Origin of the sequence: Microcoleus sp. CAWBG27, from assembly GCF_020883145.1 — a bacterium.
Taxonomy (GTDB): domain Bacteria; phylum Cyanobacteriota; class Cyanobacteriia; order Cyanobacteriales; family Microcoleaceae; genus Microcoleus.
This window is the reverse complement of record NZ_JAHREU010000007.1, coordinates 114,726-141,574: the sequence shown is the minus strand read 5'-3', so window position 1 is coordinate 141,574 and position 26,849 is coordinate 114,726. Positions and strand designations below refer to the sequence as shown.

Genomic DNA, 26,849 nt, shown 5'->3' with positions numbered 1-26,849 from the left:
GGATGCGGACTAAAGTCCTCACTACGAACCGTTTTTATTGCGGGTAATTCAGCTAAGATAATATAGTTAACGATTAACTTACTGCTTTGAATTCATCCAATTTGGCTTTTACTGTCTGCATATCTTGCCACATAAACCATTTTGGTGTCTCGGGTTCGCGGGAGGGATTTCGCAACAAGTATGATGGGTGAAAAATTGGCATACACAAACGTCCTTCCCATTCAATCCATTGACCTCGAATTTTACTAATTGGTCGCTTATCGCTTAACAAACCTTTCAGGGCTGTTGCACCAGTTAATAAAATTATTTTGGGGTCTAAAATGCGAATTTGTTCGAGCAAGTATGGTTTGCAAGCTTCGATTTCTTTGGCTGTCGGAGGGCGGTTGTTGGGTGGGCGACATTTGATGACGTTCGCTATGAATACGTCGGTTTCTGTGCTCAATTCTACGGATTCTAAAATCTTATCTAACAGTTTACCCGATCGCCCTACGAAGGGTAATCCGGTTTCATCTTCATTTTGTCCGGGCGCTTCTCCCACAATCAAAATCGAGGCTTGAGGATTGCCGCGCCCGATGACGGCGTGAGTGCGGGTATTTCCCAATTCGCAGCGGTGACAGCGGTTGCAGTGTTCGCCGATTTGTTCCATGTTTTGATAGGTGCCGGCGGGAATGGGAATTTTGGCATTTGCTGGGATTGAGTCGTTTTGGAAAGCGGCACTTTGATTGCTATCAAACAGGCTGAGTTGCAAGTCGCTGGACATATGTTTAAACAGTTGACAGTTGACAGTTGATAGTTGACAGTTGGCAGTTGACAGTTGATAGCGAAAATCAGATCTAGGTTTTGCTGTAATTGTCTGCTGTCAATTGTCAACTGCTAAAGATGAGGGAGATTTTTCGGAAGCTAGAGTTTATAGTTTAGATCGGGTTGGCTCTTACAGGCAGGAATATGTTGTCTATTCCGTTTTTTGACGATCGCGCCGATGCAGGCGAAAAACTGGCCGAGGCAGTTGCAGACGAGCTCTGCCAGTTGAATTTAACAACACAGGATACTATTAAACCGATTGTTTACGCCTTGCCGCGCGGGGGTTTGCCGGTTGCTGTACCGATTGCGCGCCGCCTGGGCTGTGCTTTGGATGTAGTAGTTGCAAAAAAAATTACTCGCCCAGATAATTTGGAATTGGCGATCGGGGCTGCAACTGCTGACGGCGAGGTTATCTGGCAAAAGCAAACTCAGCAAAATTTACGCTTGCAAAAATCAGCACTCCAGCAGGCTGAAAATAGCGCTCAATCTCTGTTGGCAGATTTGGCTTCGGGACGGCCCAATGTCAGCGCGGCGGGGTCATTGGCGATTTTAGTGGACGATGGGATTGCGACGGGGATGACGGTGGCTGTGGCGGCGCAGGCTTTGCAGTCGCAGCAACCGGCGGCTTTGTGGATTTGCGCGCCCGTCGCCCCGCCAGAGTTGATGGGATTTTTGGCCCAAATCGCTGATAAGTCGATTATTCTGGAGACTCCTCACCCTTTTTACAGTGTCAGCAGGTTTTACGCCCAGTTTCCGCAGGTGGAGACGGGGGAGGCTTTGGTGTGTTTGCAGCGACAGATTGAATGGCGATCGTAGGTTAAGCTAGAAGGCTACATCCAAAAGCTCGATCGTTAAAACATGAGAAGTTGGGAATATTGGTTGAACACTGTGATTCTGTCTAGCCAGCAAAATCCGCCTCGCTTTGTTGAGTTGGTGATGTTGACTTTGGCGATGATTTTTCTCGGGCTGTGGAGTGTAACGTTGCAGTGGCAGTATTTAACTCTGTCTTTGAGTTATATTATTGGTTCGTCTTTTTCAATTTTGGTGCGGGAATCTATGGGGCCGCGGCCTCAATTTCAGTTAACTCATTTGACTGCTTTGTTGTTGTTAATTATCAGTTTTTATAGTTTTGCTGAATTGATTAGATAGTTGAGGGGTTTTCAATGAACCACAGGCGGGACGCCTGTTCCACTGAGGAAGAGGAACTCGATGGTTGATAGCAAATCCGGCTGTACCGGAATGATTGAACCGCAGAGGCCGCAGAGGACACAGAGGAAGAGAGTAGAGAGATGAATCATGCCGATGAGGAGGGGATTTGAGATTGCAAATCATTAACTCTTATCTACTGATTCGATTGATGCAAAATTATGCGATTTCCGGCGGGATCGAAGGCATAGATTTCTAAGCCGTGAGAAGCTTTAATAATTTCTCCGGCGGGGGGATATCCTAAGGCCCAGATTCGGGCGATCGCAGTTTCGATGTCGCTGACTTCTAAACACAAACTCATGCCTGTTTTTGCCCGATTTGCAAATTCCGATTTGTGGGAGTCTTTGGGTTTGAATATGCCGAGTCTTAAGCCGGGGAGTTGAAATTCAGCATAGGTATTCGGAATATAGGGGTTCGGTTCTAGGTCGAGAAATTTTGTGTAAAATTTAACGAGAACTTCTTTGTCAATGTCTGCTAAAGTCACGAAGGCGGCGCTGTATTGGAAACTCATATAAATTTATAATGGGGAATTGGGGGAATTGTGTTCAATCATTGGTATGTGACTAATGACTGTGGCGAAAACTCTAAACTAGATTATCATATTCTAATACAACAAATATTTCTCTATGGAACTCACCAATTTTATTGCTCTGTCTGTGATTGTTGTGGCTGCCCTGGGGATTGGCATGGGAACAATGACTTGGGCTTACTCTGGTAAGGGCAGTATTTCTGTACTGTTTAAAGAACCTATTTTAAACTCGCCAGAATTTCCCGATACAGACAGCGGTAGGAAAGCTGCCGCTTATTTCCAAGCTGGAATTGAGGCTTATCAGTCGGGAAATTACCGCAAAGCTCAAGATAAATTTACTAGCGCTTTAGCACAAATTTCTACCTTGGCTGAAGCTTACCACAATCGCGGTTTGATTTTTGCGAATTTGCGATCGGATGGCGAGGCTGTTGCAGATTTGATCCGTGCTAGCGAATTATACCAAGAGCAGGGTAATGGAAGTGCGATCGACAGCATCAAACAAAACCTGGCAGCGTTGAAGCAGCGCAAGTTAGAACGGGAGAAGCAAAAATAAATCAAAAAATAATAACGAAATTCCCGGCTTTTTTAAGAAGTCGGGAATCAGAGAAGGCAAGCTGAATTTACGTTTGGTGCCAATCAAATTTAAATATTAGTTATGATTTTAAAATAGTCTGGTATCTTCGATTCTGTCAATTTGAGCAATCAACATTTCTCGGCTACAAGCAACGTGTCGATAATTAGTAATTGGATCGTAAGCTTCCCATTCTTGAGTTACTTCGCGGTCTTGCCACATAAACCATTCGCGATAAATTTCGCCTTCATCAATATCGCCGCATACAGCCAGCCAATCATCTCCTCCCAAACTGCTGTAATCTCCTCCCACTAAGTCGATCCAAGCAGCAGCGATACAATAGTCCATGTTACTGTGAGAATTCATCCCATGATTGTTGGAATTAATTTTTTGAGAGTGTACGGAAGTTTCGGGAAAGCAAAGAGTAGATTTCATAAAAAAGTTCGGTAAGTGGGAAACTCAGTGGCTTCAGAGAAAGAGAGGGAAACGAAGAAAGCGGTTTCAACCGCCTTGAATCCCCTTGCGGGGTTGGAGGGGTATGGTTGCCCCTCCGGTGAGGTATGGTTGCCTCGATCTCCCTTGCGAGAGTAATGTTCGCCTCGCCAATGTTATAAAAGCTTTTTAGGCTAGCAGCACTGTCTCAGTGACTTTAAGACTGTTTAACCACTAGCGGCAGAGCGGAAAACTGGCGTCGCATTCTCCGGTGTCGTGACTCAAATAACGTAGTCAGTTAAGACTTAGGCTGGTCAGTACAGCTCGCGAGAGATTTCTCTTACAAGCTCAGTCCCTTTAGGGCTGAGTTACTGACATGTATTTCCTGAATGTCATGTTGTTACTTTAGAAAAAATCCCTGAGTCATGGTGTTCGCCAAATGCCACTATCCGTACCTTCACACTTTTTCGCTCGATCGCGGATGACGGGCGATCGCACTCAACCTTTTGTGCTGTATAACTTAAGAGTCTGTTTCTGCGTACAAGCAACAGACGCTAAATTCAGCCAATTCGCCAAGTGGCACAAGGGCGAAGCTGGAACCCATAGTTAGGAATCACGGACTAAGGTTATACTTGCTCAGGGGGTGAGTTTCAGTACAGTTTGCGAAGTCGATCGATAATTAATCAGGTCAATATGCTAGAGCTTCACTGCCATACAACTTACTCCGACGGTACTCTCACCCCCAGCCAACTCGTAGCAGCCGCCGCTGCCTCAGGAGTTAGGGCTTTAGCCATCACGGATCACGATACGATGTCGGGTTGGGACGAAGCCTTCGCCGCCGCTAGCTTGTACGATATTGAAATCGTACCCGGGCTGGAACTGAGTACGGTACATAACGGTCGATCGCTGCATATTTTAGGTTTTTATCCCGATGCCAACAAGCTGCGAGCTCCTTTGAACGATCGCCTGGAAGGACGGTTTCGGCGATCGCAGGAAATGGTAGACAAATTAGCAGCAATGGGATACGCGATCGAACTGCCCAAAACATCCCCAGGAATGGCACCGGGAAGGCCTCACATTGCTACCGCGCTGGTACAAGCAGGTTACGCCAAATCATCGCGGGAAGCCTTCGATCGCTGGCTGGGAGATGACGGCCCCGCCTACGTGCATTACGAGAAATTCTCGATCGCAGAAGGCATCGATTTACTCAAGAGTTGCGGTGCAGTTCCGGTATGGGCTCACCCTTATTTGTTTCGTGGCGGCGCGGTTGAGGAAGTCTTGAAAGAATTAGTAGATGCTGGTTTAATGGGAGTTGAAGTATACCATCCCAGCCACAGTTCCAGCCAAATTCATAAGTTAAAACAATTGTGCCTCGATCGCGGTTTGCTGATGACAGGTGGCAGCGATTATCACGGCCCGGAAGTAGAAAGAAATGAAAGGAAAGGTGTTGAAACTACTCAGTTGAATATGCTGCATATACCGCTAGAATTGCTCGAACCGATTAAAGTTGCTGCGGCGAGTTTAAAATAATAACTGTAGTTACTGTAGGGTGCGTCAGTTTAGAGCAGAGTAAATCGAAATAATCAAGTCATTCTGACGCACCCTACTACTAATAAAAATCAAAATTAACATGAATTAATGTGAAGTTATCGAGCAACTTCTGTCGATCTAATGTTAGGGTGGTAGTAGCGTTCAACTACTCAATGGAGCTGATTATGAGTACAGAAGACAGAGCAAAGGCGATCGGCAAAAACGTAGAAGGCAAAGCTCAAGAAATTTTCGGTAACATCACCGGCAACAAAAAAGATCAGGCAGAAGGCAAAGCAAAACAAGCAGAAGCAGCCGCCCGCCACGCAGCAGAAGATGTGAAAAATGCTGTTAAAAATATGGCGGATAAGGCTAAAAAGGCGATCGACAAATTGTAAGCTGTCGGGCATCTAGATTGTAATTGTGGGGGCGGGCGAGACGCCCGCCCCACAAGAGATAGAGCTTTCATTTAAGATTGAAATACATTTTGGGCGATCGAATGCTGTGTAGTGAATAGGGTTCGATCGAATTTATTGTTGGAATTTGCAGAAACTGATTGACTCCTGCGACATCTCTTCAAAAGCGCAATGGAGAAGTCCCTATGATGGTTAATTATACAACTGAAACGGAGAAAGCTTGGTATAAGTCTCCTGCGATTGTCGCTGCTGTGGGTGTCAGCGCGATCGCCCTTGCAGCCTTCATTTACCCAGAACTCGCCAGTCAACCCATTGTACACTACCGGGCTGACGATAATTCGCTGTCAGCCGATCGCTACACCTTACAGCGACAAACCCACTGTCAACTCAGCAGCCAACATTACAAACCCGGAGATACCGCTGTTAGCATTCCGTTTGCCGATCGAGCCGTAGTCACCAAAACCATCTCCATTGCCAACAGTTTAACCCTGATGGGGGAATGTCAACACAACGGGCGATCGATTACCAACAAACAACCCGGAACCTCTCTTGTTGCCTTATTGGAACGGAGTCAAAGTGCCATTCAACAACAGCATCAAACCAACAAAAATCCAGGCATACTAACCATTGTAGCCAATGACTTTGAGCCACGTCAAGGGGAGCGGGCGATCGATTTTAGTCGAGTCAAAACCCTCGTTGATGACATCGAAAAACAGGGAGTAGTTATCTCATTCATCATACCTCAAGGTCAATTATACGAAAACTTAACTAACGAGTTGAGCAGCAAAGAGAGTGTGTGCGTTTTAGATGAAAGCAAAGACGAAGATGCAGTAAGGCGATCGATGACACCTTGTATTGATGCAGCCTTTACCAAAGCCAGAAAAATGACAACTAAATCCAATTAATTGTATTCGGATATTTCTTAGTCCGCGAAGGCGGACTTTGTGTGTGTAGACGCGGTTTCAACCGCCGAGTCATAGAAGGGATATCTCAAATATCCCCTTTATTTCTTAGTCCGCGAAGGCGGACTTTGTGTGTGTAGACGCGGTTTCAACCGCCGAGTCATAGAAGGGATAGCCAAACATTTCTCCGAATTCTGCCTAAACCTGCAACCCGCAGCGACACTATCTTATCAACCAAAAACAACGAGGTAACACCAATGAACTCCACCAATAATCACTATAACTCTACCGCCAGCATCGTCGCATGGCAATACCTGCACCAAGAATTAACCGCCCTACTCCCCGAACAAATCAAATCCCAAATGAGTCAGCGGGAAAAACGATATGCAGAAGGAGAAAAAGCCAAAACACGCATTAACGATTTAACCCCTTTAGCAAAGCGCAACCCCAACCCTGAAACCAAGAAAATAGTCAATATTTTGGTAGGATTAATCAGTGCGATTACCTTCAGTGCAGGGGCGCGAATATTGACTTCTGGCATGGGAAGTATGAGCATTCCAGCAAGTTTGTTCATCGGTGGCGCTGCGGGAGTAGTAGCCGATAAAAAAGTGATGAAAGTCATGGAGCATTCTCGCAAGAAAAACAGCACTCAGCAAGCATTGCAAGATATCCAAAAACAAAAACAAGCTCATCCCCCCAAAAATGAATTTGGCGAACTTTATTACGAATCTCAAACCGCCTTAGTGCTACAAGTAGAAGGTCAATTTTTGGATAAACTACCCTTCAGCGATGTCGGTTTAGCCCTGGGATTGAGCGGCACGGAATATGCGATGTCTCTGGGGATTGTGATCGGGTTGGGATTGCCGGGGGGAATTGTCTTAAATGCGATCGCCGCCAGCCTGCCCGTAGTAATGTTATGGGGAGCAGCGTCCCTGCAAAACGACGCCTTTGAAATGCCCGGACACGCCCGCTCATTAATTGGGCAATACGAAAGCAGCCTCCCCCAAGAAATCACCGAAATCGAAGCAAGTCAGATTAGCGGAATAGATGAAGAAGTTGCTCTGAAACAGCGAGAATTAGCCTATGAGCAAGCCTTAAACCTGCGTCGTGAAAAATTTATCAGCGAAGGCGATACCAGCGGGCGATTGAAGAATTGGGACATGGTAGAAGCCGACTTTCAAATCGGGTGGCACTTGACCGAAAAGCATCAAATCGAAAAAGAACAGGACGAGAAACGGGAACAGCGGTACTTTAAATATAAAGCCGATGTTGCTCAAATTGCCGAAAAATACGAACCACCCGCCGGCACTTATTCACCGGAACAAATGACCCAGTTAAAAAGTGAATGGGTGGAAGTTCAAGAACAAAAATTGAAGGAAAGTTTTGCCCATGATATTCAGTGGTTGAACCACAAATACGGCAACAAAATCGACCATTGCGAAGCAGAAATCGCCACCGCCCGCCAGCGGTATGCAGAGGCCGAATCTCGATGGCGGGAAGAACGGGATTTGCAAAAAACATCTGTGAATTAATGTTGCCCAGAAACCGGGTTTCTCCGAAAAATCTTCGACTCCCAATGAGATATCTCAAAGAAACCCGGTTTCTCATCCCCCGCGAAGAAACCCGGTTTCTCATCCCCGCGCGATACCCAGAAACCGGGTTTCTCCGAAAAATCTTCGACTCCCAATGAGATATCTCAAAGAAACCCGGTTTCTCATCCCCGCGCGAAGATACCCGGTTTCTCATCCCCGCGCGATACCCAGAAACCGGGTTTCTCCGAAAAATCTTCGACTCCCAATGAGATATCTCAAAGAAACCCGGTTTCTCATCCCCCGCGAAGATACCCGGTTTCTCATCCCCGCGCGATACCCAGAAAAAACTTTCCCCGAATCTGCATAAACCTCCCAACACCCGCGACATCAATATATAAACACAAAAAAACTGGACTATGACGAGACATGATGCCGCCGTCGAACCCTTGTTTGACTTGGTTCCAGCAGCCACCAGCTTCAACTTGTGGCTGCAACCGGAATTCAAGCCGATTTGCTTGACTTTGTACTTGCTAGGACGTTACAGCGATATTTTCTCTGGGATAATCGAATTATTCCGAAACTATCCTAACTTGCTTGTGAATCCCGACAAACAGTTACGCGAACTTCTACAACTTTTGAAAGACTCTCAACAGGGGAGTCAGGAACAAGAAAGATTCAAAAATCAATTGTGCAAACTCATTCCCCATTTGCCCGGAAGTCGCAAATATCGCGAGCCCGACGCTAAGATTGATTTTGATGGAGCACTGAATGAGGCCTATGGCGGTTTTTTCAAAACGCTGCCGGCATTTTTGCAGGGAATTGACCTCGATAATATCGCTGATGATGTGTTGCGAACCAGAGTGGTTAAGCGGTTCAATAAAATAATTCAACTCAAAATTCTTGACCAGTACCGCAAGTTAAAACGGCAACCTTTTACTTTTAGTTTGGATGCTCCAAATAAGAGCAAAAAAGGTGAAGATTTTGATTCTGAAGGAATGGCTGATGATAGCACAGAAGTTGGCATTGAGCAACTGATTGAGCAAGAACAAGCGAAAAATCAGCAGCGCATCGGTCGCGAACTTTGGCAGTATATTGAAGATGACCCGGATGGAAAACTGCGAAACAGTTATCCCGATAACAAACCGGAGGCAAATTGTCAGGTACTCGCACGGCGATTGCTGCTGAAAGAACCTCCCGATAAATTTTCTGTAATTGCCAAAGAGTTAAACATTAACTATCAAACTCTCAATTCTCACTGGAAAAGAACGGGTTTGCGTCTCGTCAAAGAGATTGCACTTAAGTTTGGATATCAACCGGAGGAATCAAAGTGAATAGCATGGATACTTATTTGTTAGAAATTCCTCTGGAGCAAACTGCCTGCAATTTGGCTTTGCAATTTGCTTCAGAGCAAGCTAATCCGAAAAAAGGCAAGCGAGTTTATTTCAATACTCTTGCAGTGTGGGCGGTCAATTATTTTTTGGAATGGATGGAACTGGAAACCGATATTGATGGCGGTGATAGTTGGAATTCAGGAATGCGGGCGATTTTGGATGTCGCTGATTTAGTGTTACCGGGAATTGGCAAAATAGAATGCTGTCCGGTTATGCTTGGAGAAACGGCGATTTCTCTGCCAACAGTGCGGGAAAATCGGATCGCTTATCTTGCCGTTGGCTTTGCGGAACCTTTCGATAAAGTCAAACTTTTAGGGTTTATTCCGGCGGTGGAAATTCCCGAAGCAACTGAAGAAATTGACCTCGCTAATTTCAAGCCTGTTGAGGAATTGTTGGATTATTTGTATGGAATTGAATTTGCAATTCCGGTGTTGCAAGATGAGATTGATGAGTTGCTAGCGGATTTGGCGGCAGATGATCCGGTAGAAGCACGAGTTAGGGATATTTTGCAAAACAAATCTCTTGCAGAATTGGCGGCAATTTTGAATCGAGTTTATCGCAGCAGCGAGGAATCTGATTGGGGATATGAAGGGGCGAAAGCTTTGGCGGGAAGTGGTGCTAGCAGTGGGGGTTTGGGAAGTAGAGATTTATCTTTTTCTAGTCATAAATCTGCGTCGGTTGAGAGTTTTTCAGATATTGAGGAGGATGTGAAAGCGCAATTGAATCTGATTGCTGAAGATTTGTTGGACAAGTTAGCCCAGATTTGGGGGGATGGCAATATATCTGAATAATTTTCCAGGATTCGTAGGGGCGGGTTCGCCAACAATATCGGATGAAAATCCACCATCTTGTAAACCCGCCCTCCCCAACGATAGATCTCGAAAAATATCAAAATTTTGGGTTTTTGGGATTGGTTGGTGGGGTGGGGGCGGGTTTTTGAAATTGTTTGTTTTTGTCGCAGATGGTTGGCGAACCCGACCCTACAATATTTGGTTTTTCTGGCTCGTGCTAAAATAATTTTAGCGATTGTGTCAAGCACAGGTAAAATATTGCATGAAAACAAGATGACTCAAAATAATTTGCTGTCTCGTATCTCAATTGACTCGAATATCTGTTTTGGCAAACCCTGTATTCGAGGCCATCGCATTTGGGTTTCTCTGATTCTTGATTTTCTCGCTAGCGGCATGACTGTGGAAGAATTGCTGGAGGAATATCCGGGAATTGAACGAGAAGATATTTTCGCTTGTATTGCTTATGCCGCTGAGTTGGCAAGAGATTGTTATGTCGAAATTCCTGTTGGTGAAATAAAGGTAGTTGCAGGGTGAAGTTAAAACTTGATGAAAATTTGGGCAGCATTCGCGTTGTTTCGCTGTTACGTTTGGCGGGGCACGATGTGGCGACTGTACGGGAACAAAATTTGACTTCAACGGTGGATGGATTGTTAATTGATATCTGTCGGATGGAAGGTAGATGTTTGGTGACTTTGGATAGGGGGTTTGGCAATCGCCTCCGCTACAATCCTTCTGATTATTCTGGGATTGTGGTATTGCGTCTGCCTTCTCAAGCGCAACCGCAAGATTTGCAAGCGGCTGTAGAAATATTAATTCGCGGATTGGATGCGGCAGAAGTTGCGGGTAAATTGTGGATTATTCGAGGGGAACAGCTTTTGGAGTATCAAGCAATATCGGAAGATGAAGGTGTTAATTTCTAAGAGTGGATGGGTGGCGAGAAACCGGGTTTCTACGAGTTTTTTAGTTGAGTGACGAGAAATATTGAAAGAAACCCGGTTTCTGGGAGTCGGTGGGTGGCGAGAAACCGGGTTTCTACGAGTTTTGTAGTTGAGTGACGAGAAATCTCCCAAGAAACCCGGTTTCTGAGACAAGGTGGGTAATTGCTGAAAACATTTTTCCGGGAATTTTGCATAAATTTTCCCCAAACTGGCGATATATATACATACACCATTCAAGGTAAATTCCTATGGACGAACAACGCTTTGACGCCTATCTCCAACTGATTCAAGCCCTGCTGGCGTGCCCTAGCGGTGAAGAAGATGATATTCTCAACGCCCATCGAGAGTTAGTTGATGCCGATTTTGTACGAGTCATGGAATCGGAAGCAGAGAATATGGCGGCAGAGGGCAACTCGAATGCAGCTTGGTTGCAGAATCTGGCGGCATATTTGGCAAATTATGTCGGCAATACGGCAACTCCTGAAGAGTATTTATCTTTTTTGGAGGAGGTGTTGAAAGTAACGAGGGAAAGTAACGGAAATCCTAAAGTTGTCTATCCTATTTTACAACAAAACTTCGATAAATTGGATTTGAAATTTGCTCAAATATTACAAGCTTGGGCAACATCCACATTCACAAAAGTTACCTCAGAAAGAGCTAGATCTATTGGAGCAGATATTGGCAATTTTGGCTACTTAATTTCTCAGTTTCCCCTGGCGCGGCGATCGTGGAATTTAGAAATAAGCATCACCTGTTATATCGCAGCCTTAGAAGTCCTTACCCGCGAGAATTATCCCGAACAATGGGCAATGATTCAAAACGATTTGGGGGAAATCTATCGTAACAGAATAGCAGGAGTCAGGGCCGATAATATTGAAGAGGCGATCGTCCGTAATACCGCAGCTTTAGAAGTCCGTACCCGCGAGGATTATCCCGAAGATTGGGCAAAGACTCAAAACAATTTGGCAGTTGCCTATAGTGACAGAATAGCAGGAGTCAGGGCCGATAATATTGAAGAGGCAATTTCCTGTTATACCGCAGCCTTAGAAGTTCATACCCGCAAGGATTATCCCGAATATTGGGCAATGACTCAATACAATTTGGGGGGTGCCTATGGTAACAGAATAGATGGCGTCAGGGCGACGAATATTGAAGAGGCGATCGCCTGTTATATCGCAGCCTTAGAAGTCCGTACCCGCGAGAACGATCCAGAATATTGGGCAGATACTCAAAACAATTTAGGGCAAGCCTATAGTGACAGAATAGATGGCGTCAGGGCGGAGAATATAGAACAGGGGATCGCCTGTTATACCGCAGCCTTAGAAGTCAGTACCCGCAAGGATTATCCCGAAAAATGGGCAAATACTCAATACCAATTGGGGACTGCCTATATTTGCAGAATAGCAGGAGTCAGGGCCGAGAATCTTGAACTTGCGATCGCCTGTTATACCGCAGCCTTAGAAGTCCATACCCACAAGGATTATCCCGAACAATGGGGAGATATTCAAAACAATTTGGGTAGTGCCTATAGTAACAGAATAGAAGGAATCAGGGCCGAGAATATTGAACTTGCTATCGCCTATTATAGCGCAGCCTTAGAAGTCCGTACCCGCGAGAATGATCCCGAATTTTGGGCAATGACTCAAGACAATTTGGGTGCTGCCTATGGTAAAAGAATAGCAGGAGTCAGGGCCGATAATATTGAACTTGCGATCGCCTGTTGTACCGCAGCCTTAGAAGTCCGTAAGCGCGATAATTATCCCGAAGATTGGGCTATGACTCAAAATAATTTGGGGAATGCATATTATGACAGAATAGAAGGACTCAGGGCGGGGAATATTGAACTGGCGATCGTCTGTTATACCGCTGCATTAGAAGTCCTTACCCGCGATAATTATCCCGAACAATGGGCAACGACTCAAAACAATTTGGCGGCTGCCTATAGTAACAGAATAGAGGGACTCATGGCGAGGAATATTGAACTGGCGATCGCTTGTTATACCGCTGCATTAGAAGTCCGTAAGCGCGATAATTATCCCGAAGATTGGGCAATAACTCAAAACAATTTGGGGACTGCCTATTCTGATAGAATAGAGGGTGTCAGGGCGGGGAATCTTGAACTGGCGATCGCCTGTTACCGGGAAGCTTTAATAGTCCTTACCCCTGATAATTATCCCGAACAATGGGCAATGACTCAAAACAATTTTGGTACTGCCTATAGTGACAGAATAGAGGGTGTCAGGGCGGGGAATCTTGAACAGGCGATCGCCTGTTATCGGGAAGCTTTAATAGTCTATACCCCTGCTGCTTTCCCTTTAAAGTGTCTCACAACCGGTAGAAACCTCGGCGATACTGGTTTCACTGCTGGCTTCTGGGACATCGCCCTGGAAGGATTCGAGAAAGCAATTAAAGCAGTAGAAAAAAGCAGAAGTTGGGCAACTTCCGACGATATCCGCCAACAGATGATAGCAGAATCCATCGGCGTTTACGAAAAGGCAATTCAAGCTGCCGTCAACAACAACCAACTGGAAAAAGCGATCGAATATTGCGACAGAACCCGTGCTCAGCGGTTAGTCGATTTAATGCACAGCAATGACTTGTATGCTCAAGGCGAAATTCCGCCGGAAGTGCAAAAGTATTTGCAGGAATTTGAAGCGAAGCAGCGAGAAATTGACCAAGAAGTCGAACAACTCCGCAATCCATCTGAGGGGAATAAGGGATTAGCCAGTGTGGGGAGTCAGTCGCGGAGTCGGGCAGATTTTTCTGCTTATACGGAGAAGATTCAACAATTGGAAGGGGAGAAACAGCAAATCTGGGAAAATATCCGCAGTTTAGATCCGGTTTTAGCGGGACTTGTTGAAGTCAAGGAGCCAATGCAGTTTGCGGCGATGCAGCAATTGATTGATAATTCCCAGACGGCGATTCTCTGTTTTTACACCACGACTGATGACACTCATGTTTTTGTGATTTACAAGGATAAAGCGCCGCAGATTCACACTTGTCAGGGAGAGGGTTGGGCAAGTTTTCAGCAGTGGATTGAGCAAACTTGGTTGTTGCCTTATGATAACGACGATAAGACAAGTTGGCAACAGGGCATGGGTGAGTTTTTAAGTCAGTTGTCGAAGCGGTTAAAATTTAATGATTTGATTGGTACATATTTGGATGGAATTGAGGAATTGATTGTGATTCCGCATCGGTTTTTGCATCAGATTCCGCTGGGGGCATTGCCTATTGATGGAAACGCTTTCCTCGGAGACAAATTCCTGCTGCGTTATGTGCCCAGTTGCCGAATCTTGGAGTATTGCAGTAAACGCCCAACCATCCAATCCCTCAAATACGGGATTGTAGAAAATGCTAATGATGATTTACCTTTTGCATCTTTCGAGTGCGAACAAGTTGCCAAAATAGTTCCTGTAAAGCAACGATTAAAAGGAAGTAAAGAAGCAACTGTTGCCGAATATCGAAATATGGTGAAAACAATTAATGGACTTCACTCCAGTCATCACGCAAAATCCGATCTCACAAATCCTTTAAAATCGCATTTATTACTAGGAGATGGCAGCATTACTCTTGGGGAATTAATGACACCGGGTTGGCGGATGCCAGAATTATCTGATGTGTTTCTTTCCTGCTGCGAAACCAATTTAGGAGTGACGGAAATTACTGATGATATTCTTAGTTTGGGAACAGGGTTTTTGTGTGCGGGTGCTCGCAGTGTGGTCAGCACTTTGTGGAAGGTTGAGCCGGTAACGGGGCTGTTTTCCATCTTTTATTATCAGTATCGCCAGAAAGGTTTGAGTCGTCCAGAGGCGTTACGAGACGCACAGGTGAGGTTGCGGACAATTTCGGGTGAGGGGTTGCACCAGCTTTGCAATCTGATTATTAAGAAATTAAATGGGAAATTGCTTAAGGTGCAGGGGGAAAAGGAGGAGTTAAAATTGCGGCAGAAATCCTACAAGAGAGGGACGGTTGAGTATAAGGAGTTGAAGGATAAGTTGCTGGGAATAGTGAAGCCTGAGAGTAAGATTCAGGAAGAAATTGAATGGTATAAAGGTATCTCAAAACAATTTTCAGCGATGCCGAATCCTTTTGATGATTTGATTTATTGGTCGGGGTTTATTTGTCAGGGTTTGCATTGATTTGTGGTGTTTGATTCGTGGGTGGGTGCGGTGGATATCCGGCGGTTGAAACCCGGCGGTTGAAACCGCGTCTACACAAACGAAGTCCGCCTCCGCGGACTAAGATATCGGTGGGTTTGAATGAATTAACATATTTCACCTATAGCCTTTATCAAAAAGATGAGCTATGACTGGCAGCCCACACAACCGTTAAACTAAGAGGGCTGAAGCCCAACAACGTACCTCATCTTTCTGAGAACTGCTATACATTAATCCCCCTAAACCTGCCCTTAAAAATCCGATTCCGCGGCCAAAAGCTCGATCGCCAAATCCATCTTTTCCTTCCCCCGCGCTAGAAAACCTTCGCACTCCTGCAAACACTCCACAGCCACCGCAAACTGCTCAAAAACCTCCTCTAGAGGCAACTCTCCCGACTCCACCCGATCGATAATCGCCTCAATGCGATCGACCGTTTGCTCGTAATTCCAGTCAGACTGACGCAACTTCGACTTAACCATAACATTTATTCAGCATCCAAAACTTCCACAATTTTAACCTTCAGCACACCGCGACTCAACCTTACAGTCAACTCTTCGCCCAATTCCAAACCCTCTGTTTGGCGGACAATCGTACCGTCACCTTTGATTACCGCCGCATAACCCCTTTCCAAAACCGCCGCCGGATTTAGCGCCGCTAACTTTTCTTGCAATACCTCTAGTTTACCAGTTGCTTGCCGCAAAGTTCGCGATGTCGCAGGTAACTGTTTTAAACGATTTTGTAACTGTTGCAAATGTTGTTCTTCCTGCTGAAATCTTGCCCTCACAACACTTGCTAAATTCAGCATTCTCTGCTTGTGTTCCCAGTAAATATCTGCCAAAATTGGTACGGCTTGAGCAGCCGCCGCAGTGGGAGTATGGGCTCGTTTATCTGCTACTAAATCTGCCAGAGATTCGTCTCTTTCGTGTCCGATTCCTGTAATAATTGGGATTGTGCAATTGGCGATCGCCCTGACGACTCTTTCATCGTTAAAACAAGCCAAATCCTCCGCAGCACCCCCGCCCCGCCCTAAAATTATGACATCCGCCCTACCGTCCAATTCTACGCGCGCGATCGCCCTAACAATCGCAGCAGCAGCCAAATCCCCCTGCACTCCTGTCGGCGACAGCAACACCTGCAAACCCGGATATCTCTGCGCTAACGTGCGCTGAATGTCTCCCCAAGCCGCGCTGCTATCGGAAGCCACAACGGCGACAATTTGCGGGTGTGCGGGGATTTGGCGCTTTCTCGCCGGATCGAAAAAACCCTCAGCTTCCAAGCGCGATCGCAATTGCTGCAACCGCAAAGCCTCCAATCCTTCGCCACCCGGTAGCGATTGCACCACAGTCAACTGGTACTCGCCGCGATTTTTGTACACCCGGATGCTTCCCAAAACCAGCAATTGCTCGCCTTTTACGGGCAACTTCAATAATTTTTGGCGCTGCGAATTCCACACCACGCAGCGAATTGCAGCGCTTTTGTCGGTGTCGCACAGAGTGAAAAAGCAGCCGCTGGCGTGCTGGGAAACGTTCGATACCTCGCCGATCAGCCAAACTGATTGCAAGTTGCGATCGCCCTCCAGCAACTCTTGCAGGTATGATGTTAGTCCGCCCACCGATAACGTTGTGTCAGGGAAAATTGAATTCATCGATAGTTCTAATTCCAGAAACCTAGGCTACTATATTTCAAGACGCTTGGGATCAAAAGACCGGGCGGTTGAAACCGCGTCTATACAAACCAAACCCGCCTCCGCGGGTTGAAGACGGATTGGTTAAAATTACCTTGTTTTCTTCAGTCCGCGGAGGCGGACATCGTTTGTGTAGACGCGGTTTCAACCGCCGTCCGATCTTCGTTTGACAAGACGCGGTTTCAACCGCCCTCTTATCTAACAGCCGATCGTAAATTAACAGCAAACAAACTAATGATATCAGATGTCATGACTTCGATGAATGTGCTGCGCCAAGAGGCTGCGGCGATCGGCATTACTGATGCCGAAGCCAGAAAATATGGCGATCTCAGACATAAAAGAACTTGGTCTTTGGCGATCGAACATCACCTCTCGATGCAAGATTTTGCCGATCGCGAAGCCCTCCAACAAGATCGCACACCATCCGATTCTGACAGCGCACCCAGTCACTCTCAGACACAAGAGTCTAAAGACTACGGCATTCAACTAACGGCGAACCTGGGTGAATCTGGAGTCAAAACAGAAAACAAAACAGCATCTGGGGCTTCGTCGCAACAGCCAGGAATGGCGATCCTCTTCGAGGGCTTCGCTAACGGGCGATCGCACCACAATTCCGATTACCGCACCAACCAAAACCGAGGTTTTAAACAAGTAGTTCAAAACCACATTAAAGCCTTAACAATTGCCTCAGCCTCCCGCACTATTCAGATAAATTCACAACTGAACAATTGGGTTTGTCCTGAGTGCAGCCCAAAGGGCGAATCGGGTTGTCACCTGTGCGCCGGAGAAGGCTATGTCAGCGATCTTGCAGCTATTGGCTGGACACTAGCTTATATGGAAATGTTGGGATGTTCTGCTCGCGAAATAGAACCGCTCAGAAAATTTTCGCCTGCGTGCGAAACTCTAGAATTGAATTTAAAATCTTGTGTTGCTATCAAGAAAAGTACCGAAGTTTTAGCGCGTACAGAAAAATGGTTGATTCAGTTGACAGTTGACAGTTGACAGTTGACAGTTGACAGTTGACTTGGAATTAAGAGGATTGGATTAATGAATAGTGTGATTTTAATTTCTACCTACAATGGTTCCGGCTTTAAACCAAGTCTTGCTGGTAGTTGGCAATTCGTAATTGGTAATATCACATCATCATCCCCTCATTTCCTGTCGCTAACAAACAACACCGATTCTAGTTTTTTTAAAGCAACTTCTAAATCGTCATTGACAACTTGGAAGTCGAATTCGCCCGCAGCTTCAATCTCCTCCTTAGCCCGCAGCAACCGACGGGCGATCGCAATTTCGGAATCTTGACCTCGACTCCGCAGCCGCCGTTCCAATTCTTCCCAAGAAGGAGGTAAAATAAAAATTCGCAAAGCTTCAGAAAACTTATTTCTAATTTGCCTTGCTCCTTCGAGCTCAATTTCCAGGATTACCAATTTTCCCTCGCCGATTCCCTGTTTGAGAGCAAAAAATGGAGTACCGTAAAAATTGCCAGCAAACTCAGCCCATTCAGCCAATTCGCCAGCCTCAACCATTTCCTCAAAGCGGCTGCGGCTGACAAAATAGTAGTGTTGTCCCTCAATTTCTCCGTCACGGGGCTTACGAGTTGTCACCGATACCGAAAGATATAATTCGGGATGGCGGTTGAGGAGCGATCGCACTAGGGTGCCTTTCCCCACACCGCTAGGCCCCGTCAGAACAATTAATTTACCGGATTTCATTTTTAGAAGAGAAACGTGTCACAATTTGAGTTTTCGCTTACTCTAGACTGTAAGTGCTCAAATTGCAACCGACAAATCTCAATCATCCCGACCTTGACTGTCTTTGCCGATCGCAAAACGATTAGCAACCGTTTCCGGCTGAATCGCCGAGAGGATAACGTGACTCGAATCAGTAATAATAACCGCCCTCGTGCGGCGGCCGTAAGTAGCGTCAACCAGTTGTCCGCGCTCCCGCGCATCAGTAATTATACGCTTAATTGGCGCTGACTCGGGACTGACAATGGCAATCACTCGGTTAGCCGACACAATATTACCAAAACCGATATTAATTAATTGAATATCCATGAATATCTCAATCTATAGGTGAACAAGTAACTATCAATCCTTACGTCTCATCATATATAAAAATATATTTTCTGGCAAGGCTAAAATTATTCATAACAAAAAATTTTAAATTTTTACCTTCATTTTTTGCTCTTTTTTGAAGCAGAGTCTGCCGATCTTTATCAAAACTTTAAAAAACTACCGCTGTTGACCGCTTGATGTTAAAGATTCGGTAAAATTCTCAATTTTTCGTTGCGAATAAAGGCTTTAGCTGTATGGAGGAGAAAACCGTCAGTAAATGTTGCGAAATATAAATTAAGTGTCAGGTGTAGGTAAAGTTAAGTATCATCACTGATTAATGATAGCAAATATTCACCAAAGGCAGTTTATACTGACAGTATTGAGATTAATGCTGCTTTGATGAGCCTTCAAGCTAATCTAAAAGCTGCTGGCGATTACCTACGGGATAGCTACGCGGCGCGTACATCATCCCCAATTTTCGACAAAAAGATTGGAAATTATGTGTAAAACTACAGATGTTTGTTGCATGATGTTCTACAAAAAAAATGGTTCGTAGTGAGGACTTTAGTCCTATTAATACCAATTTAAAAGTGTTACTATAACCCTTCGATATTGTTCCTATAAAATTAGGTACGTTGTTGGGCTTTAGCCCTCTTTATCTATACTCCAAAAGAGGGCTAAAGCCCAACAACGTACCTTTATTTATTAATAAGTTGGGTCTAATACGCTACCCCAACTTTGAGGAATTAGGGGGAATCTACCTTAAGTGAACTGTATTGGATTATATGTAAATAAAAATTATAGGACTAAAGTCCTCACTACAAACTTTTTAATTTCGCTAAAAAGCGGGATTAATGCAGATGAATTTACCTGCATTAATCCTCAATTATTCGACAGTTTGTTAAGCCGCAACTAAACCGCTGTGTCTCAACAAAGCTTTAGTGCTCGGTTCGCGTCCCCGGAATGTTTTAAACACTTCCATCGGGTGCAAACTGCCGCCCAATCCTAACACTGTATCTCTGAAGAGTTTACCTGTAGAGGCGATCGCACTTTCATCTTCCAAACCCGCCTCCTCAAACGCCGCAAAAGCATCAGCACTAAGGACTTCCGCCCATTTGTAGCTGTAATAGCCCGCCGCATAGCCGCCCGCAAAAATGTGTCCGAAAGCGCACAAAAATGCGTCTTCTTCCAGAGGAGGCAACACAGTTGTCGTTTTAGCGATGCGGTTGCGGACATCCGCCACGGTTTCGCTACCGCCCGATCGATAGCGGTGGTGCAATTCGATATCAACACTGCTAAAATGTACTTGCCTAAGCATGGCACTGCCGCTCATGTAGTGGCGCGCTGCTAGCAGCTTTTGGTAATAGTGTTCCGGCAAAGTTTCCCCAGTTTGGTAATGTTTCGCCATCCCGAACAAAGTCGCCCTATCGTAACACCAATTTTCCATAAATTGACTGGGCAACTCCACCGCATCCCACTCAACATTATTGATGCCCGAAGCTCCCGGATAGTCTACCGTTGTCAGCATATGCTGCAAACCGTGGCCGAATTCGTGAAACAAAGTTTCTACTTCCAAAAAAGTCATTAAACTCGGTTTCCCGTCAACCGGAGGGCTTTGGTTGCACACCAAATACGCAACAGGTAAGCGCGTTGTTGTTTTTCCCGCTTCCACAAACTTAGCGCGCACCACGCACTCATCCATCCAAGCACCGCCGCGCTTTTCTTCTGGGCGGCTGTAGGGATCTAGATAGAAATTGGCGATCGCATTTCCGGCTTCATCATCTATTTTAAAATAACGCACGTCTTTGTGCCAGACAGGAGCTTGACCGTCCGCCGCCGTTACCGTCACACCGAAGAGCCGCTTTACTAATCCAAATAACCCCTCCAAAACCTGCGGCAAAGCAAAATAAGGACGCAATTCTTCGGCACTAAAAGCAAACTTTTCTTCCCGCTGCCTTTCCGCCCAAAAACCCACATCCCAGTGCTTCAAATCCGCAGCTTCCGGCGCGCCTTTAGAGGCAGCAAAAACTTTCAATTCTTCTAAATCTTTGACAGCAGCATCGTAGCTAGCCAAGCGCAATTCTTCTAACAAAGCTTCCACTGCTGTCACGTTAGGAGCCATTTTGCTCGCCAAGCTCAATTCGGCATAACTGCCAAACCCGAGCAAAGCAGATTTTTCGTGGCGCAGTGCTAAAATGCGATCGGTCAAAGGCCAGTTATTCAATTCTCCACTGCTAGCTCTGCCGATCAAAGCTTTGTACAACTTTTCGCGCAAATCGCGGCGAGTGCTGTGCTGCATAAAAGGCCCGTAACTCGGAAAGTCTAAAGTAATCCGCCAAGGGCCATTTTCCGCACCGGCATTTTCGGCGCCGGCACTGCGAGCCGCTTGAGCTGCTAAACTCAACAAACTCGGCGGTAAACCGTCAATTTCGTCTTTGTTTGTGAGGGTGATACTAAAAGCTTTGGTAGCGTCGAGAACGTGATTGGAAAATTGAGTAGTAATTTCTGCCATTTCTAATTGAATGGCATTGAAACGCTCTTTTTGCTCGCCTTCTAAACCGACGCCGGAGAGTTGAGCATCTCGGAGGGAGGCTTCGACAATTCGCTGTTGAGCTGACTCTAAACTGTCCCAATTTTCGCTAGCCCGCAGCGCTTTAAAACCTTCATAAAGCGGTTTGCTCTGACTGAGCTTGCTCGCAAATTTTACTACTTCCGGCTGCACTGTTTCGTGAGCCGATCGCAATTCCGGACTATTTTTCACCCCCATCAAATGTCCGACAATGCTCCAAGTCCAATTTAAACGCTCTCCGAGCCGCTGCAATGGTTCTACCAAACCGCTCCAAGTCGGCTCAACAGAGGCTTCTAAGGCAGCTAACTCGGCTTCTAGTTCCGCCAGCAGTTGGGTAACGGCGGGGACTACGTGTAGGAGTGCGATCGCATCAAACGGTGGCAATCCTTTGCCAATTAATAACGGGTTATCAGTAACAGTTACGGTTGCGGTCATTTAATTTTCTTGTAACAGGTTGAAAACAGGTGAACTAGACAGATTGCCTTTTCAATTTGTAACACAGTTGTCGGAAAAGTTACACTCCAGCCGGGTGAGGGAGAGGGGGAGAGGGGGAGAATCTGGGAGCATCTCATTTTCGCAAAAAGTATTTTTTTTACAGTGCGAGCGGGGACGCTCGCACTACAAATGCCAAACTCAGATGCACCAGAAAATATTCCTTCTGACTGATGACCAATAACTGCTGTTGACGGCTGTTCGCGAGCGGAGACAGCACTAATGATTGGTGTTCGCGAGCGGGGACAGCACTATTAAATGCAAAACTGATATGCTCCCCTGCCAACTATCAACTGCTTTCGCAGTCAACTGTCAACTGTCAACTGTCAACTGTCAACTGTCAACTGTTTTGCAACTCCTTGACAACCGAGATTAAGCGCTTGAGGTGAGGTTTGACAACTTCTTGCTGCTCGTGTTCCAAACGGTGAATTTGAGCTTGAACTACAGACAAATCCGGAGTCGATTGGTACACAGGAGCTTGCACTTGGCTTTGCAGATTAGCCATAACTTTCTGGATTTCCAAAAATCGAGTATTTACTAATTCCCAGTCATCTCGGGTGAGAGCAGTTTCTGTCAAGCTCTTCATCGCACTTTGCAGTTGTTCTATCGCCTGTTCCACAGCTTCGATATTTGTCGGTTGGCCCACCGATAAATCTTGAATTTGTTCCCTCACCTGCTGGCGAACATCGAGCACAGCAGACGCCACAATTTCTTGCAAAGAAGCTACCGACTCTCCCAAACTCAGCAATTGTCGCTCAATATCGATCGACTCCTCAAAAGCTGCATTCCTAGGCAATGCAGCCATTTGCTGGCGCAGCGCTGCAATATCTGCTGACAAATGCCTCCGCAATTTAACAATTACCGTTACCGCCGTTTTTTCGACCTTATTTACAGACTTTTGTACTTGGGCCAATTCCGAAGTTTGATGAACCCGCACTTGCTGCTCGAACCGATACCGATTAGCCACATTCAGCGACAAAGCCAAGGTTAGGGGAGCCACCCCGTAAAAAGCTTGACCAGACACTGCCACCGCCAAGGAACCCAAACCAGAGGCCGCCAGAGAGGCGTACTCTGCCACCTCCAGCCAGTGCCTTTGAGGAAAACTTGGCCTCAAGCGGTTTCTAACAGAGGGGTTTGGCTTCCGCACGACTCTTTGGGTCATAGTATTTTCTCGTTGTTGATAAGGTTGCGAGACAGAGTGGAGCATCGATTTATATCCTTTTTTCAGTTATATGTTTTACATTATTTCTGTGCACTCTTCTATTTTTACCTAATTCAGTAAGTTAAGGATGATTGACACATTATTATGTATTTGCGAGCCGTCTTGCTGTCGCCCACAATTGGGGCTGTTAAAAGCTGAACCCCAAGGCGTCCTCTATTTTACAGGACGGGGCGCGATCGCCCGCAGGCGATCGACAATCGCTGCACAGGTCGGTCGATTTGAGATTTTCCATTTTTCGATTTGAGATTAAAACTGCCACCTACTGACGGCGATCGAAGCTTTTAGCCTAGCGGTAGTTGCGTTTTTGTTCGTGCATTGGTATAATTTACTTCTTCTCAATTTCTCAGATATAATTTACAGCCAGACTTGACAAATGAAATCAGAAAAACCCGAAAAGGCCGATCGGCTCAAGTCTATTGTCAGTATCACAATCTTTATCATCCTCGTCCTAGCAGTCGGCTTTTTAAGCGTGAATTTTATTTCAGCTCTCTATGCTAAATTTGCTTAGAATAACTGATTAATTGGTAATTGGTAATTGGCTGTCAACTGTCAACCCTTTGGCTGCGCGAGCGGGGAAGCTGTCAACAGTCAACAGTCAACAGTCAACAGTGTCACAAGAGTTAATGCAAAAACTTGCGAACTTGATATTCGCGACTTTCGACGATCGGCATTTGCAAATCGCCCATTTTAGCATCCAACTCATCGATTGTGCTTTGCGGCACCGAGTTCCACTGTTCCCTAGTTTCCCAGCGAATCAACATCAGCACCTCATTTTCCACCGCATCCACCCAAACTTCTTTGCCCAAATAACCGGGAAAACTTTTGAGTCCGGCCGTCCAAACTTCTTCATCTCGCAGAATAAACTGTTCCCATTTTTCACGAGGTACTTTAAATCTCAGCCACTCAATTACCATATGATTTTAGATTGTAGATTTTAGATTTTGTAAGGTGCCCAGGCAAAAAAGGATTGGTATGTCATCTCAGATTCATATCGTGTTCTTTCGGTTAACCCGGATAAGTAAGGATCGCGCGTGCGGACTTAAGTCCGCTCTGATGATGCGGACACTCCCGACGCACTACGAACTATTTTTGTTGTGCTAAGCGACAGCACATTATATCATTCCTGACGCACCTACAAAACTTATTGAAAAAAACATTAGTTCTCAGTCACAACATTATGATAGTAAAAGCACCCTAAAATAATTCCAGATTTGGATTTAATCGATTAATCGTTACCGATCGCAATTTTAACGATTAACTCAGTTCCCTCTCCCGGACGAGAAATACACAGCAAGTCACCACCATGCTTTTCTACTACCAAATGCTGGGATATTGCCAATCCCAAACCTGTGCTCGTGGTCTGACATTTAGTGGTAAATAAAGGGTCAAAGATACGGCAGAGAACTTCTTCAGTCATTCCAGGGCCGTTGTCGCTAATGGCGATCGCCACTTCGCTCTCCCCTATCACTTCTGTCCGAATCCGAATTTCGGGATTGAATATTTCAGTTCCCGAGCTACCGGCAGACAACAAAGACTGATTTTGGATTTTACCATACTTTTCCGGATTTCTCCCCTCTGCTTCCAAAGCGTCGATCGCATTTGTCAACAAGTGCATGAACACTTGATTTAACTGTCCCGGATAGCAGCGGACTCGCGGCAAATCCCCGTATTCCTTAACTAGAGAAATACCCGGCCGTCCCCCTTTAGCTTGGAGGCGATTTTGCAAGATCAGCACAGTGCTGTCCAAACCTTCATGGATATCCGCAGGCTTCATTTCAGGTTCGTCAGTACGCGAGAACAAGCGGAGCGATCGCACAACATCCCGAATTCTCTCCGAACCGACTTTCATTGAATTTAGCAGTTTTGGTATGTCTTTTTTGATGAAGTCTAAGTCTAATTCTTCCATCAAATCTTGAATTTCCGGAGCTGGATCGGGATAATTTTTTTGGTAAAGGTCGATCGAACGCAGCAGTTCTTGAATGTAGCCAGTGGCGTGGCTGACGTTGCCAGAAATGAAACTAACTGGATTATTAATTTCATGCGCTATTCCTGCTACCAACTGCCCTAGAGATGACATCTTTTCTGTTTGGATCAGTTGAGTTTGAGTTTGCTGCAAAACTAACAGCGTCCGCTCTAATTTTGCCGCTTGCTGGCGCAGGCGTTCTTCCGATTCTTGCAAAGCCAACAAAGACTGTTTGCTTTCTGTAATGTCCAATCCCACAAATACCGCTGCCGTATTTTTTTGATATTTTTGAGCCACAATTAAATAAGTTTTATTTTCTCCTCTGATGCTCGCTGTTACTTCTTGAGAGGTCTTATGGTTCGAGCCGACAAAAAAATCGTATACTAAGTCGTTAAATTTGGGACTTGTATCTAAAAAACCTACTTTTTTACCTGCAAATAGTTCAGCAGGCATTTGATAAGCGGAAGCTAAATGTCGGTTTACTCCCAGGTAGCGCAAATCGGAACTTACCCAAGAAACTAATCCGGGCACCGCATCCAAGACGGCTTGAAGTTGCTCTTTTGCCTCTAAAAGCGCAGATTTTGCTGCGAGGCGAGCGGAAATGTCGCGGGCGATCGCGCAACAGTATTCGCAGCCGTCGTATTCTAAATAATTGAGTTGAACTTCAACGGGAACAATGGTGCCATTTTTGGTTTTATAACTGGTTTCAAAAGTAAGGTTGTTTTGCTGCTTGAGTTCAACCCAGCGCTCTGGCCAATCCGATGCTGACAATTGCGAATCGATGTCGGTGAATCTCAGCTTTAGCAGTTCCGATTCCGAGTAACCTCCTCGATCGCAAGCCGCTTTATTCGCATAGCAAATTTTCCCGTCGGAGGTGGTGAAAAAAACTGTATCAGCAGCATTGTCGAGGGCTTTTTGAGTTAGTTGTAGTTTTGTTTCTAACTTCTGGCTTTTGCCACCGGGCCTCCATATATTGTTGTAGAAATTTCTTTCTGTTATCTTTTCGGCAAACAGGATCAAACCGCCGATCGCACCTTCGTTATTTTTCCACGGCCAAAATACCCATTTTTCCGCAGCCCTGACCCCACCTTCGATTTGTCCTGCTACAGATACGGGCGATTGCCCTACGACAAACTCGCTATATTCCAAAACTCCCGCCAAACAAGCGCGAGCATTTTGGTGCCAATATTCCGGGAGATTTGGGAACAGTTCCCAATGAGACCGACCCAGGGCCTCACCGCCACCAAATCCGCAATCTGTTTCCCAGCGACGAGAAACCGACAGATAGCGCATTTCACAATCTACCATTGCCACGGCGTCGGCGGAGCGCTCCACAAACCGCCGAAATCCTTCTTTATTTTCGGACATGGCTGCATCAGGGGGTTGGTGGGCGATCGGGATTTTCCCCCCGGCATACCTTCCCAGTCGAATTTCTTGCTTAACTGGCTTAGTTTGCACGATTTGGGATTTCCTCCATAGCTGTCAAGTTTGAAAAATCTATTTCAGACCTAAAACACTCTTCCCCTGATTGGCTGTTTTGGGTGATACCCTTGGAGGGTCTCACCCATCAGTAATATCATTTTCTAGGAGATGTGTCCATAGGTACTTAATAAATTGTTCCCGAAACTTTGACATTCAGGAAATTTCCTCATAATTATTCAACATT

27 protein-coding genes are annotated in these 26,849 nt (G+C 45.7%); 16 read left to right on the top strand and 11 right to left on the bottom strand.

Annotation, left to right across the window (positions count from 1 at the left end):
* Positions 1-73: 73 nt before the first annotated feature.
* Positions 74-760: a uracil-DNA glycosylase gene (locus tag QZ938_RS06660; RefSeq protein WP_293349867.1), complete on the bottom strand. Its 687-nt coding sequence runs from the start codon at positions 758-760 to the stop codon at positions 74-76.
* A 185-nt stretch (positions 761-945) separates the two neighbouring features.
* Between QZ938_RS06660 and QZ938_RS06655 the strand changes: the two genes are divergently transcribed.
* Complete coding sequence (locus QZ938_RS06655) at positions 946-1,617, top strand: phosphoribosyltransferase (protein ID WP_293149516.1); 672 nt, start codon at positions 946-948, stop codon at positions 1,615-1,617.
* Between the two features lie 72 nt (positions 1,618-1,689).
* Positions 1,690-1,950: a hypothetical protein gene (locus QZ938_RS06650; RefSeq protein WP_363318793.1), complete on the top strand. Its 261-nt coding sequence runs from the start codon at positions 1,690-1,692 to the stop codon at positions 1,948-1,950.
* Between the two features lie 193 nt (positions 1,951-2,143).
* On the opposite strand, the gene QZ938_RS06645 is transcribed toward QZ938_RS06650, so the two are convergent.
* Entirely contained in the window at positions 2,144-2,518 is a 375-nt protein-coding gene (locus tag QZ938_RS06645) for a VOC family protein (RefSeq protein WP_293349861.1), read from the bottom strand.
* Between the two features lie 115 nt (positions 2,519-2,633).
* Between QZ938_RS06645 and QZ938_RS06640 the strand changes: the two genes are divergently transcribed.
* Positions 2,634-3,089 (top strand): hypothetical protein, encoded by a 456-nt coding sequence (locus tag QZ938_RS06640; RefSeq protein WP_293349858.1) that lies wholly within the window; start codon positions 2,634-2,636, stop codon positions 3,087-3,089.
* 108 nt (positions 3,090-3,197) lie between these two features.
* On the opposite strand, the gene QZ938_RS06635 is transcribed toward QZ938_RS06640, so the two are convergent.
* The gene (locus tag QZ938_RS06635; RefSeq protein ID WP_293176124.1) at positions 3,198-3,542 is read right to left on the bottom strand and encodes a hypothetical protein; all 345 of its coding nucleotides are present in this window, start codon (positions 3,540-3,542) and stop codon (positions 3,198-3,200) included.
* Between the two features lie 436 nt (positions 3,543-3,978).
* On the opposite strand from QZ938_RS06635, the gene QZ938_RS06630 reads away from it, so the two are divergent.
* From QZ938_RS06630 to QZ938_RS06585, 10 genes are all read left to right on the top strand, one after another.
* Positions 3,979-4,149 (top strand): hypothetical protein, encoded by a 171-nt coding sequence (locus tag QZ938_RS06630; protein WP_293349855.1) that lies wholly within the window; start codon positions 3,979-3,981, stop codon positions 4,147-4,149.
* Positions 4,150-4,232: 83 nt separating this feature from the next.
* Positions 4,233-5,069, top strand: a complete 837-nt coding sequence (locus tag QZ938_RS06625) for a PHP domain-containing protein (protein WP_293349852.1) — start codon at positions 4,233-4,235, stop codon at positions 5,067-5,069.
* A gap of 185 nt (positions 5,070-5,254) precedes the next feature.
* Positions 5,255-5,464, top strand: coding sequence for a CsbD family protein (locus QZ938_RS06620; RefSeq protein ID WP_293149530.1), 210 nt, complete (start codon positions 5,255-5,257; stop codon positions 5,462-5,464).
* Positions 5,465-5,667: 203 nt separating this feature from the next.
* The gene (locus QZ938_RS06615) at positions 5,668-6,387 is read left to right on the top strand and encodes a hypothetical protein (protein WP_293349849.1); all 720 of its coding nucleotides are present in this window, start codon (positions 5,668-5,670) and stop codon (positions 6,385-6,387) included.
* A gap of 254 nt (positions 6,388-6,641) precedes the next feature.
* On the top strand, positions 6,642-7,916 hold the full coding sequence (locus QZ938_RS06610; RefSeq protein WP_293349846.1) for a hypothetical protein: 1,275 nt from the start codon (positions 6,642-6,644) through the stop codon (positions 7,914-7,916).
* A 416-nt stretch (positions 7,917-8,332) separates the two neighbouring features.
* Positions 8,333-9,247, top strand: coding sequence for a hypothetical protein (locus QZ938_RS06605; RefSeq protein ID WP_293349843.1), 915 nt, complete (start codon positions 8,333-8,335; stop codon positions 9,245-9,247).
* Positions 9,248-9,252: 5 nt separating this feature from the next.
* Positions 9,253-10,098, top strand: coding sequence for a DUF1822 family protein (locus QZ938_RS06600; protein WP_293349840.1), 846 nt, complete (start codon positions 9,253-9,255; stop codon positions 10,096-10,098).
* Positions 10,099-10,371: 273 nt separating this feature from the next.
* On the top strand, positions 10,372-10,632 hold the full coding sequence (locus tag QZ938_RS06595) for a DUF433 domain-containing protein (RefSeq protein ID WP_293349837.1): 261 nt from the start codon (positions 10,372-10,374) through the stop codon (positions 10,630-10,632).
* Complete coding sequence (locus QZ938_RS06590; protein ID WP_293349834.1) at positions 10,629-11,018, top strand: DUF5615 family PIN-like protein; 390 nt, start codon at positions 10,629-10,631, stop codon at positions 11,016-11,018. The genes QZ938_RS06595 and QZ938_RS06590 overlap by 4 nt, the downstream gene beginning before the upstream one ends.
* Positions 11,019-11,284: 266 nt before the next feature.
* Positions 11,285-15,175 carry a CHAT domain-containing tetratricopeptide repeat protein gene (locus tag QZ938_RS06585; RefSeq protein WP_293349831.1) on the top strand — a complete coding sequence of 1,297 codons (3,891 nt, stop codon included), beginning with the start codon at positions 11,285-11,287 and terminating at the stop codon, positions 15,173-15,175.
* A 269-nt stretch (positions 15,176-15,444) separates the two neighbouring features.
* Here QZ938_RS06585 and xseB read toward each other — a convergent pair whose 3' ends face one another.
* On the bottom strand, positions 15,445-15,672 hold the full coding sequence (gene xseB, locus QZ938_RS06580) for an exodeoxyribonuclease VII small subunit (RefSeq protein ID WP_293349828.1): 228 nt from the start codon (positions 15,670-15,672) through the stop codon (positions 15,445-15,447).
* 5 nt (positions 15,673-15,677) lie between these two features.
* The gene (xseA, locus tag QZ938_RS06575; protein WP_293349824.1) at positions 15,678-16,838 is read right to left on the bottom strand and encodes an exodeoxyribonuclease VII large subunit; all 1,161 of its coding nucleotides are present in this window, start codon (positions 16,836-16,838) and stop codon (positions 15,678-15,680) included.
* A 273-nt stretch (positions 16,839-17,111) separates the two neighbouring features.
* Between xseA and QZ938_RS06570 the strand changes: the two genes are divergently transcribed.
* A complete protein-coding gene (locus tag QZ938_RS06570) occupies positions 17,112-17,879 on the top strand; it encodes a hypothetical protein (RefSeq protein ID WP_293349821.1) in 768 nt (255 codons plus the stop codon).
* A 149-nt stretch (positions 17,880-18,028) separates the two neighbouring features.
* On the opposite strand, the gene gmk is transcribed toward QZ938_RS06570, so the two are convergent.
* The 4 genes from gmk to QZ938_RS06550 all read right to left on the bottom strand — a co-directional run bounded on the left by gmk (position 18,029) and on the right by QZ938_RS06550 (position 23,160).
* Positions 18,029-18,592, bottom strand: coding sequence for a guanylate kinase (gene gmk / locus QZ938_RS06565; RefSeq protein ID WP_293349818.1), 564 nt, complete (start codon positions 18,590-18,592; stop codon positions 18,029-18,031).
* A gap of 78 nt (positions 18,593-18,670) precedes the next feature.
* Positions 18,671-18,937 (bottom strand): extracellular matrix/biofilm regulator RemA, encoded by a 267-nt coding sequence (gene remA, locus QZ938_RS06560; protein WP_106149020.1) that lies wholly within the window; start codon positions 18,935-18,937, stop codon positions 18,671-18,673.
* 901 nt (positions 18,938-19,838) lie between these two features.
* Positions 19,839-21,941, bottom strand: coding sequence for a M3 family metallopeptidase (locus QZ938_RS06555; protein ID WP_293349815.1), 2,103 nt, complete (start codon positions 21,939-21,941; stop codon positions 19,839-19,841).
* 397 nt (positions 21,942-22,338) lie between these two features.
* A complete protein-coding gene (locus tag QZ938_RS06550) occupies positions 22,339-23,160 on the bottom strand; it encodes a hypothetical protein (protein WP_293149547.1) in 822 nt (273 codons plus the stop codon).
* A gap of 127 nt (positions 23,161-23,287) precedes the next feature.
* On the opposite strand from QZ938_RS06550, the gene QZ938_RS06545 reads away from it, so the two are divergent.
* Both QZ938_RS06545 and QZ938_RS06540 read left to right on the top strand, forming a co-directional pair.
* A complete protein-coding gene (locus tag QZ938_RS06545; protein WP_293149549.1) occupies positions 23,288-23,464 on the top strand; it encodes a hypothetical protein in 177 nt (58 codons plus the stop codon).
* Positions 23,465-23,593: 129 nt separating this feature from the next.
* Entirely contained in the window at positions 23,594-23,728 is a 135-nt protein-coding gene (locus tag QZ938_RS06540; protein ID WP_293149551.1) for a hypothetical protein, read from the top strand.
* Between the two features lie 112 nt (positions 23,729-23,840).
* On the opposite strand, the gene QZ938_RS06535 is transcribed toward QZ938_RS06540, so the two are convergent.
* Together QZ938_RS06535 and QZ938_RS06530 are read right to left on the bottom strand one after the other, a co-directional pair.
* Positions 23,841-24,134 carry a TIGR03792 family protein gene (locus tag QZ938_RS06535; protein ID WP_293149554.1) on the bottom strand — a complete coding sequence of 98 codons (294 nt, stop codon included), beginning with the start codon at positions 24,132-24,134 and terminating at the stop codon, positions 23,841-23,843.
* A 311-nt stretch (positions 24,135-24,445) separates the two neighbouring features.
* Positions 24,446-26,641, bottom strand: coding sequence for a PAS domain S-box protein (locus QZ938_RS06530; protein WP_293349812.1), 2,196 nt, complete (start codon positions 26,639-26,641; stop codon positions 24,446-24,448).
* Between the last annotated feature and the right edge of the window lie 208 nt (positions 26,642-26,849).

Coding starts and splice junctions, on each gene's coding strand:
- QZ938_RS06660 (WP_293349867.1), bottom strand. CDS start 760: ATGTCCAGCGACTTGCAACTCAGCCTGTTTGATAGCAATCAAAGTGCC.
- QZ938_RS06655 (WP_293149516.1), top strand. CDS start 946: ATGTTGTCTATTCCGTTTTTTGACGATCGCGCCGATGCAGGCGAAAAA.
- QZ938_RS06645 (WP_293349861.1), bottom strand. CDS start 2,518: ATGAGTTTCCAATACAGCGCCGCCTTCGTGACTTTAGCAGACATTGAC.
- QZ938_RS06640 (WP_293349858.1), top strand. CDS start 2,634: ATGGAACTCACCAATTTTATTGCTCTGTCTGTGATTGTTGTGGCTGCC.
- QZ938_RS06635 (WP_293176124.1), bottom strand. CDS start 3,542: ATGAAATCTACTCTTTGCTTTCCCGAAACTTCCGTACACTCTCAAAAA.
- QZ938_RS06630 (WP_293349855.1), top strand. CDS start 3,979: ATGCCACTATCCGTACCTTCACACTTTTTCGCTCGATCGCGGATGACG.
- QZ938_RS06625 (WP_293349852.1), top strand. CDS start 4,233: ATGCTAGAGCTTCACTGCCATACAACTTACTCCGACGGTACTCTCACC.
- QZ938_RS06620 (WP_293149530.1), top strand. CDS start 5,255: ATGAGTACAGAAGACAGAGCAAAGGCGATCGGCAAAAACGTAGAAGGC.
- QZ938_RS06615 (WP_293349849.1), top strand. CDS start 5,668: ATGATGGTTAATTATACAACTGAAACGGAGAAAGCTTGGTATAAGTCT.
- QZ938_RS06610 (WP_293349846.1), top strand. CDS start 6,642: ATGAACTCCACCAATAATCACTATAACTCTACCGCCAGCATCGTCGCA.
- QZ938_RS06605 (WP_293349843.1), top strand. CDS start 8,333: ATGACGAGACATGATGCCGCCGTCGAACCCTTGTTTGACTTGGTTCCA.
- QZ938_RS06600 (WP_293349840.1), top strand. CDS start 9,253: ATGGATACTTATTTGTTAGAAATTCCTCTGGAGCAAACTGCCTGCAAT.
- QZ938_RS06595 (WP_293349837.1), top strand. CDS start 10,372: ATGACTCAAAATAATTTGCTGTCTCGTATCTCAATTGACTCGAATATC.
- QZ938_RS06585 (WP_293349831.1), top strand. CDS start 11,285: ATGGACGAACAACGCTTTGACGCCTATCTCCAACTGATTCAAGCCCTG.
- xseB (WP_293349828.1), bottom strand. CDS start 15,672: ATGGTTAAGTCGAAGTTGCGTCAGTCTGACTGGAATTACGAGCAAACG.
- xseA (WP_293349824.1), bottom strand. CDS start 16,838: ATGAATTCAATTTTCCCTGACACAACGTTATCGGTGGGCGGACTAACA.
- QZ938_RS06570 (WP_293349821.1), top strand. CDS start 17,112: ATGATATCAGATGTCATGACTTCGATGAATGTGCTGCGCCAAGAGGCT.
- gmk (WP_293349818.1), bottom strand. CDS start 18,592: ATGAAATCCGGTAAATTAATTGTTCTGACGGGGCCTAGCGGTGTGGGG.
- remA (WP_106149020.1), bottom strand. CDS start 18,937: ATGGATATTCAATTAATTAATATCGGTTTTGGTAATATTGTGTCGGCT.
- QZ938_RS06555 (WP_293349815.1), bottom strand. CDS start 21,941: ATGACCGCAACCGTAACTGTTACTGATAACCCGTTATTAATTGGCAAA.
- QZ938_RS06550 (WP_293149547.1), bottom strand. CDS start 23,160: ATGACCCAAAGAGTCGTGCGGAAGCCAAACCCCTCTGTTAGAAACCGC.
- QZ938_RS06545 (WP_293149549.1), top strand. CDS start 23,288: ATGATTGACACATTATTATGTATTTGCGAGCCGTCTTGCTGTCGCCCA.
- QZ938_RS06540 (WP_293149551.1), top strand. CDS start 23,594: ATGAAATCAGAAAAACCCGAAAAGGCCGATCGGCTCAAGTCTATTGTC.
- QZ938_RS06535 (WP_293149554.1), bottom strand. CDS start 24,134: ATGGTAATTGAGTGGCTGAGATTTAAAGTACCTCGTGAAAAATGGGAA.